Source organism: Cupriavidus sp. CuC1, assembly GCF_044627735.1.
Taxonomy (GTDB): Bacteria; Pseudomonadota; Gammaproteobacteria; order Burkholderiales; family Burkholderiaceae; genus Cupriavidus; species Cupriavidus ulmosensis.
Genome location: NZ_JBIUHC010000275.1, coordinates 1 through 7,471 on the forward strand (window position 1 = coordinate 1; position 7,471 = coordinate 7,471).

A 7,471-nucleotide genomic window follows, 5' to 3' on the forward strand; every position below is an offset into this window, starting at 1 on the left:
GCCCGCCGGCGTGGCGGCACCGCGCGCGCGCGGCGCCGGTTGGCCACCACCCTGCGCCACCGTGGGCGTGGGGCTGGCCGACGGGCGGAACGCCAGCATGCGCAAAAGCGTCATGGTGAAGCCCGCGTATTCGTCGGGCGCCAGCGCCAGCTCGCTGCGGCCAAGGTTGGCGATCTGGTAGAACAGCTGCACTTCCTGCGCATCGAAGGCGGCGGCAAAGCGGCGCACTTCCGCGGCTTCCGGCCATTCTTCCTGGACCGAGGCAGGCACCGCCTGCGCCAGCGCGATCTTGTGCAGCAGCGAGGCCAGGTCCTGCAAGGCGCCGGCAAACGACAGGCTGCGATCGGCCATGCCGTCCGCCACCGCCAGCATGGCGCCGCCGTCTTCGGCGGCCAGCGCATCCAGCAGTTGCACCAGGTAGCTTTGATCGATCGCGCCCAGCATGCCGCGCACGGCGGCCTCGGACACCTGGCCGGCGCTATAGGCGATAGCCTGGTCGGTCAGCGACAGCGCGTCGCGCATCGAGCCGTGGGCGGCCTGGGCCAGCAGGCGCAGCGCGTTGGGCTCGCGCACGATGCCCTCCTCGCCCAGCACGTGGTCGAGGTGGCTGACGATATGGCCCGGCGGCATCTGCTTGAGGTTGAACTGCAGGCAGCGCGACAGCACCGTGACCGGGATCTTCTGCGGGTCGGTGGTCGCCAGGATGAACTTGACGTGCGCGGGCGGCTCTTCCAGCGTCTTCAGCATGGCGTTGAAGGCGTGGTTGGTCAGCATGTGCACTTCGTCGATCATGTAGACCTTGAAGCGCCCCGCCGTGGGTGCGTACACCGCCTTGTCCAGCAGGGACGCCATTTCGTCGACGCCCCGGTTGGAGGCTGCGTCCATCTCGATATAGTCGACGAAGCGCCCGCTATCGATCTCGGTGCAGGCCTTGCACACCCCGCAAGGCTGCGCGGTGATATCGCCCGTGCCGTCCGGCCCGATGCAGTTCAGCGCCTTGGCGAGGATCCGGGACAGCGTGGTCTTGCCGACGCCCCGCGTGCCGGTGAACAGGTAGGCATGGTGCAGCCGCTGTTGTTCCAGCGCGTGCGTGAGCGCGCGGACCACGTGCTCCTGGCCGACCAGCGTGGTGAAATCCCGGGGGCGCCATTTGCGCGCTAGCACTTGATAACTCATGGCGGCGATTGTAGCAAAAGGCGGCCGTCCTTCAGGCGGGATTCACATGCGTCCCGGGTGCGTTGCCCTACGCCCCAAGCCCCTAGCCACATTCCCCGACATAACCGCAGTTGGCGCACTTGGCGCAGCCATCTACCTTGTGCAGGGCATGGGCGCCGCACTCCGGGCAAGGCTTGCCCGAGCCCAGCCCCAGCCCGGCGGCCGGCAAGCCGCCGGAGCGTGCGGCCTGGGCCGCGCCCCCGCCATCGACGCCGCCCCAGCCGGGCCCTTCCAGCCCGGCCAGACGGGCCGCAAGCGCCGCCACCGGCACCTGGGCGCCTTCCGCGTCGAGGAACCCTCGCTTGATCAGGATGCGTTGCAGGGCGTAGCCGATCGCCGCCACCTCGGAATCATGGAAGCGCGGCACCTCGGTGCCGTCCTGGCGCGCCAGCGTGCCATAGCGCACCGTGCCCTTGTCCCATACAACATTGCGCATATCGGCCAATGCCTTGGCGATCGAGCCGCCGGAACGCGCCACCATCGACAGCAGCCGCATGGTAGAGGTGATCCACTGCTGGCCGTCGTTGCGCTGCCCGGCCGGCATGAAGAACTCCACCGGGCGCTCCACGGCTACGGGCTTGCCGTCGAGCAGACCGGCCACGCGCATGAAGTTGACCGTCAGGTAGACCGTCTTGTGCCCCTCATAGGTCATGTACTCGACCTTGGAAGTCACCCCTTCGAGGTCGCCCACCGGACGGCTCGCGAATGGCTTGCGCAGCGGATCGTCCGTCACAGCGGGCGCGGCAAGTGCATCAGGGGCGCCCGCCGGAGGCGGCGTCACCGACAGCACTGCGCCCAGCACGCTGTTGGGGCGGTACGTGGCGAGCCCCTTGAGCCCCGCGCGCCAGGCTTCCAGGTAAAGGTTGCGGAAGGCCTCGTACGGGTAGTCCTCCGGCACGTTCACCGTCTTGCTGATGCTGGTGTCGATATAGGGCTGGACCGCCTCGAGCATCTTCATATGATCCAGCGCCGACATCTGCAGCGCCGTGACAAAGCTGTCGGGCAACTGCGCCATATCGCCGCCGAGGTGGCGATAAAGGCGCCAGGCATGATCCGCCACCTCGAACACCTTGTAGTTGTCGTCCGCCATGCGTTTCTTGCGGTTGTAGGTCCACGAGAAGGCGGGTTCGATGCCGTTGGAGGCGTTGTCGGCAAACGCCAGCGTGATGGTGCCGGTCGGGGCGATCGACAGCAGGTGCGAGTTGCGGATGCCGTCGCGGCCGATGGCTTCGCGCACCGCCGGCGGCAGGCGCCGCGCGAAGCCGCTGGCCAGGTACGCCTCGGCGTTGAAGAGGGGGAAGGCGCCCTTCTCCCGTGCCAGCCCGGCCGATGCCAGGTAGGCGGTATCGCGCAGGGTCTGCGCGATGCGCGCGGCCAGCGCGCGCCCCGCCTCGCTGTCGTAGCGGATGCCCAGCATCACCAGCGCGCTGCCCAGCCCGAGGAAGCCCAGGCCGATGCGCCGCTTGGCGTGTGCCTCGGCCTGCTGCTCCGGCAACGGCCAGTAGGTGACGTCGAGCACGTTGTCGAGCATGCGCACCGCCAGCCGCACCACCTCGGCGAAGGCCTCGAAATCAAAGCGGCTGTCCGTGCCGAAGGGCTGGCGCACGAAGCGGGTCAGGTCGATCGAGCCGAGGTCGCAGCAGCCATAGGCCGGCAGCGGCTGCTCCGCGCAGGGATTGGTGGCCTCGATGCGCTCGCAATAATAGAGATTGTTGTCGTCGTTGATGTGCGACAGGAACAGGATGCCGGGCTCCGCATGGTCGTAGGTGGCCTGCATCACCTGGTCCCACAACTGGCGCGCCGGCACGCGGCGATGGACCCACTGCCCGTCGTCGCGCCGGTAGGCGCCATCGGCGATGGTTTGCGCCGCGGGCTCGGCCTCGTGCACCAGTTCGACCTCGCCATCGGCCTCGACCGCGCGCATGAAGTCGTCGCCCACGCCGATCGAGAGATTGAAGTTGGTCAGGTCGCCCTGGTCCTTGGCGTGGATGAAGGTCTCGATATCCGGGTGGTCGCAGCGCAGCACCCCCATCTGCGCCCCACGGCGCGAACCGGCGGACTCCACCGTGGCGCAGGACGCATCGAACACCCTCATGAACGACACCGGCCCCGAGGCGCGCGAGTGCGTGCCCCGCACCAGCGCGCCGGCTGGGCGGATCGCGGAGAAGTCATAGCCCACGCCGCCGCCGCGCCGCATGGTCTCCGCAGCCTGCGCCACCGCGGTGTAGATGCTCGGCTTGCCGTCACGCGCTTCGGACACGGAGTCGCCCACCGGCTGCACGAAGCAGTTGATCAGCGTGGCCTCGATGCGTGTTCCCGCCGCCGAGTTGATGCGCCCGGCCGGCACGAAGCCCTGCTCCTGCGCCCACAGGAAACGCTCGGCCCATTGCTCACGCTGCGCCTCGGGCTCCGCCTCGGCCAGCGCGCGCGCCACCCGCTGGCGCACATCGGCGGCAGTCGCTTCCTCACCCTTGGCGTACTTCTCCAGCAGGACCTCCGTGGAGATGTCCTGGGGCGGCAGCGTGGCGCGGAGCATCTGGTCTTTGGCATTCATCGTGGATCTCGCAGGTGTCTGGGTTGCATGACTCAATCAATCGACTCAATCAATTTACGCAATCAATTTCGCGGAAATACGCCGGACCCGCCCGCTCTGGGTTACAATGCCGACCGGACGGGCCTCCTCGCATGGTGGCGCGGTCAACCTGGTCAGGTCGGGAACGAAGCAGCCACAGCCGTTTTCCGCCAGTGCCGAGGGTCGGGCTCGTCCCCCTAACATCTTCCCTAGCTGGTTTCCACAGCTATCCCGCAGCAACCCCCTTCGCATCATCGCGCTTTCTTCAAGTCAGCGCATCAAGCCGTTGATGGCATATTGACGGCACCGACCATCCGCCCGCCACAACGTTCGGCAAGGCATCGCAGAATCGGTATCCACGCAACGCCCTCCCGTTCTCCTTGATCCAGCCCCCGCCTAGAACAGCGTGCCCTGGCGCGACGTGTGCAGCGCATCCGCCGCAATCCACTCCCCGTCGGCCGTGGCCACGCCGGCCTCGACCCGCCGCCCCGGGAACATGGGCCTGACGGCCGCCACGTAGCCCGCGAGCTGCTGCGCGTAGGCCGCGTGCTCCTGCGGCAGCAGGCGCAGCTTGTAATCGATGATCACCACCCGATCGGCAAACTCCACCAGGCGGTCGATCCGCAGCAGGCGGCCGCGCGCATCGTAAAGCTCGACCTCGTTGCGCGCGCTGAGCGCGGCTTGCGGGAACAGCAACGGCCGCAATGCCGGCGCGTCCAGCATCAACCGGGCGCCTTCGACCGCGGCATGCGCCTGGTCCCGCCACAGCGTGCGCGCCTGCGCCGTGCCGGCGCCCGCCAGCGGGAACCAGCGCATCACCACCTCGGGCGTGGGCAACCCCTCGAACGCCTCCGGATAGCGCGTCACACGTTCCAGCAGCGCGTGCAACAACTCGCCATGGCGCGCCGCGTCGGCATCGAACACGATCGTGTGGTCGCCATCCTCGCCCCGGGCAGCGCCCTGCTCCGCTTCCTCGTCTTCCCACGCCAGCACCGGCGCCAGGCTCTCGGCCGCTTCGCGGTAACGCTGGCGAAAATCGGTAAAGCGCACGCGCGCGTCATTGCTGGCGGCGGCATCCGCCACATCCTGCGCGGTGGCCGCGGGGAGCGGCTCGACTTCCACGCCGACCCCGGCCGCCAGCAGCCGCGCATACCAGCTGCCGGCGATCTCGCGGTTGCCCTCGGCGCTGTCGGCGCCGCGCGATGCGCGCCCCTTGACGCCGCTCACCAGCAAGCCCTGGCGCGCGCGCGTCATCGCCACATAGAGCAGGTTCCAGTTCTCGCGCTCGGCCAAGGCGGCCTCGGCCTCGAACAACGGCGCGCGAGCCAGCCCGCGCGTGCTGCGCTTGCCGTAGGCGGAGAAATGCACCGGCACCGCGGACGAAGGCGGCCAGTCGATCAGGATGCCGCCCCGGTCCGCGGCGGCATCGCTGTGGTTCGCGTCCAGCAGCACGACGAACGGAGCCTCCAGCCCCTTGGCCGCGTGCACGGTGAGGATGTGGACCGCGTCCTGCGCATTGTCGGCGGCATCGGTGTCCGCATCGGCTTCGCCTTCCGCGTCTTGCGCACTGTCGGCCATGCCGCCTTCGTCCGGGCTTTCGCCTTCTTCGCCACGCCGGATTTCCTGCAACTCGTCGATGAACTTCGGCAGGCTCGGATAGCGCCCGCCGTCGAGATCGAGCGAGAGCTTGAGGAAGGCATCGAGGTTGGCCAGCACCTGGTCGCGGATTTCGGCGGGTGCGGCTTCGGCATAGCGCCGGCGCACTTCGCCGCCATGGTAGATGTGGTCGATCAGGTCATGCACCGGGCGATGCGGCGCCACTTCCAGCCAGTGGCGCAGACGCGCCACGCCATCGCGCAGTGCCGGGCTGCCGAACTCGGGCAGCCCCTGCTCCCGCAGGCAGGCCCACCAGCCGGGCCGCGGCTCGCGCGCCTGGGTCATCTGCGCGATGGCGATCAGGTCCTCGTCGGTCGCGCCCACCAGCGGGCTCTTGAGCACATGGGCCAGGTCCAGGTCAGACTCCGGCGTCATCAGGAACGCCAGCAGCGCCGACAGGTCGAGCGCTTCCAGCGTGGCCAGCAAACCGCCGCGGCGCGGGCTCAGGCAGGGAATGCCGGCCTCGCGGAAGGCGCGTTCGTATTCCGCCAGATGGGTCTTGCGGCGCACCAGCAAGTGCACATCGCTCCAGCGCGCGGGCCGCGGGCCCCCGCTGTCGGCAACGGGCACCGTGGCGCGGATGTGCTTTAACCAGGCGGCCACGCGCCGGCCTTCTTCAAGCCTTAGCGAATCGCCCTCGTGCTGGCGCGGCTGCGTCAGCGTATCGCGGTGCGTGGCGGCGTCCTGCGCGGCCTCGGCTTGCTCAGCCTCCCCTTGCGGGGCCTGCGTTCCGGCCGGCTCCGCCTCGGGCTCGACCAGCGGCAGCAGCCACACCGGGCCGCCCGGCTCGTCCAGTGCGGTCGTCTGCGTCTCGAACAGCGGATAGCGCCCGTCCGCGCGCGCGGTGTCGAACACCGCGTTGACCCAGTCGAGCACTTCCGGGCGGTTGCGGCGGGTACGATTGGTCCGCAGCACGGTGGCGCCGAAGCCCGCCAGCAGCATCTCGCTGGCGGTCTGGAACAGGCGCGCATCGGCGCGGCGGAAGCGATAAATCGATTGCTTCGGGTCACCCACGAGGAACACCGTGGGCCGCTCGCCCAGGCCCGCGTAACCAGCCAGCCAGCCCTGCAGGATGCGCCATTGCAGCGGGTTGGTGTCCTGGAACTCGTCGAGCAACAGGTGGCGGTAGCGCGCATCGAGCCGGACCTGCAGGTAGGTCGCGGTCTCTTCGTCGCGCATCAGCCGCGCGGCCAGCCATTCGAGGTCGGCAAAGTCCATCGCACGCTGCTCGGACTTGTGATGCTGGTAGCGCGTCAGCAGCGCGTCGCCCAGTTCGTACAGCGCCAGGTTGACGGCCAGCACCGCGGCCTCGCAGCGGCGCTGCGCGACTTGCTCCAACGCGGCGCACATCTCGCCGTGCTCCGCGAGGAACGCATCGACCATGGCCTCGCCGCCGAGCGCCTTGGTCAGCGCCGTGGTGGCGCGCAAGGAGCGCGGCTTGCCGGCGGCGGTGAAAAACGCGTCGCGCAAGATCGCGAAAGTGCGCTCGGCGGGCTCGCCCCCTTCGGCGCCCGCCTCGCGCCAGGCGCGGATCGCCTGGATCGCATCGGCCAGGCGCGTGGCGTGGGCCTGCTCGGTCTTGCCGCCCCGGCCCAGTTGCGACGCCATGCCCTGGCAGGCGTCGAGCCAGCTGTCATCGGCCAGCACTTCCAGCAACACGTCGATCTGGGCATCCTCGCCCAGGTCCGCGGCGAGCGCCTCGGCGGGATCGGCGCTTTCGCGCAAGGCAAACCATTCGCTGCGCGCATGGAACATGGCGTCCAGCAAGGCCCGCGCCTGGAACTCGCCGATGGCGTCCACCAGCCGCTCGAAGGCCACGCGCAGGTTGGCATATGGCGGCGTGGCCAGGGCCTGCCAGAACGGCGCCCATGCCTCGCGCTTCATGCGCAGCGCGTCTTCGCGCAGCGTGGCGCCCGGCACGATGCCCGACGCCAGCGGCGCGCCGCGCAGCAGCGTGCCGAACCAGCCGTGGAAGGTGTCGATGGCCATGCGCCTGGGCGCGGTCAGCACCTGCGCGTGCAGGCCGCT

The 7,471-nt window shown here is 69.3% G+C and carries 3 protein-coding genes and 1 other RNA gene; 1 reads left to right on the forward strand and 3 read right to left on the reverse strand.

Features of this window, described 5'->3' with window-relative positions; translation table 11 throughout:
* Both dnaX and ACGLHR_RS49855 read right to left on the reverse strand, forming a co-directional pair.
* Positions 1–1,176, reverse strand: a 1,176-nt coding sequence (gene dnaX / locus ACGLHR_RS49850) for a DNA polymerase III subunit gamma/tau (protein WP_400103294.1), incomplete at its 3' end; no start/stop codon positions are given.
* An 82-nt stretch (positions 1,177–1,258) separates the two neighbouring features.
* Positions 1,259–3,769, reverse strand: coding sequence for an adenosylcobalamin-dependent ribonucleoside-diphosphate reductase (locus ACGLHR_RS49855; protein WP_400103296.1), 2,511 nt, complete (start codon positions 3,767–3,769; stop codon positions 1,259–1,261).
* A gap of 116 nt (positions 3,770–3,885) precedes the next feature.
* Here ACGLHR_RS49855 and ffs point away from each other — a divergent pair.
* An RNA gene (gene ffs / locus ACGLHR_RS49860) (signal recognition particle sRNA small type) lies at positions 3,886–3,984 on the forward strand.
* Between the two features lie 199 nt (positions 3,985–4,183).
* Here ffs and ACGLHR_RS49865 read toward each other — a convergent pair.
* The coding region (locus ACGLHR_RS49865; protein ID WP_400103298.1) for a UvrD-helicase domain-containing protein at positions 4,184–7,471 on the reverse strand (3,288 nt) is incomplete at its 5' end.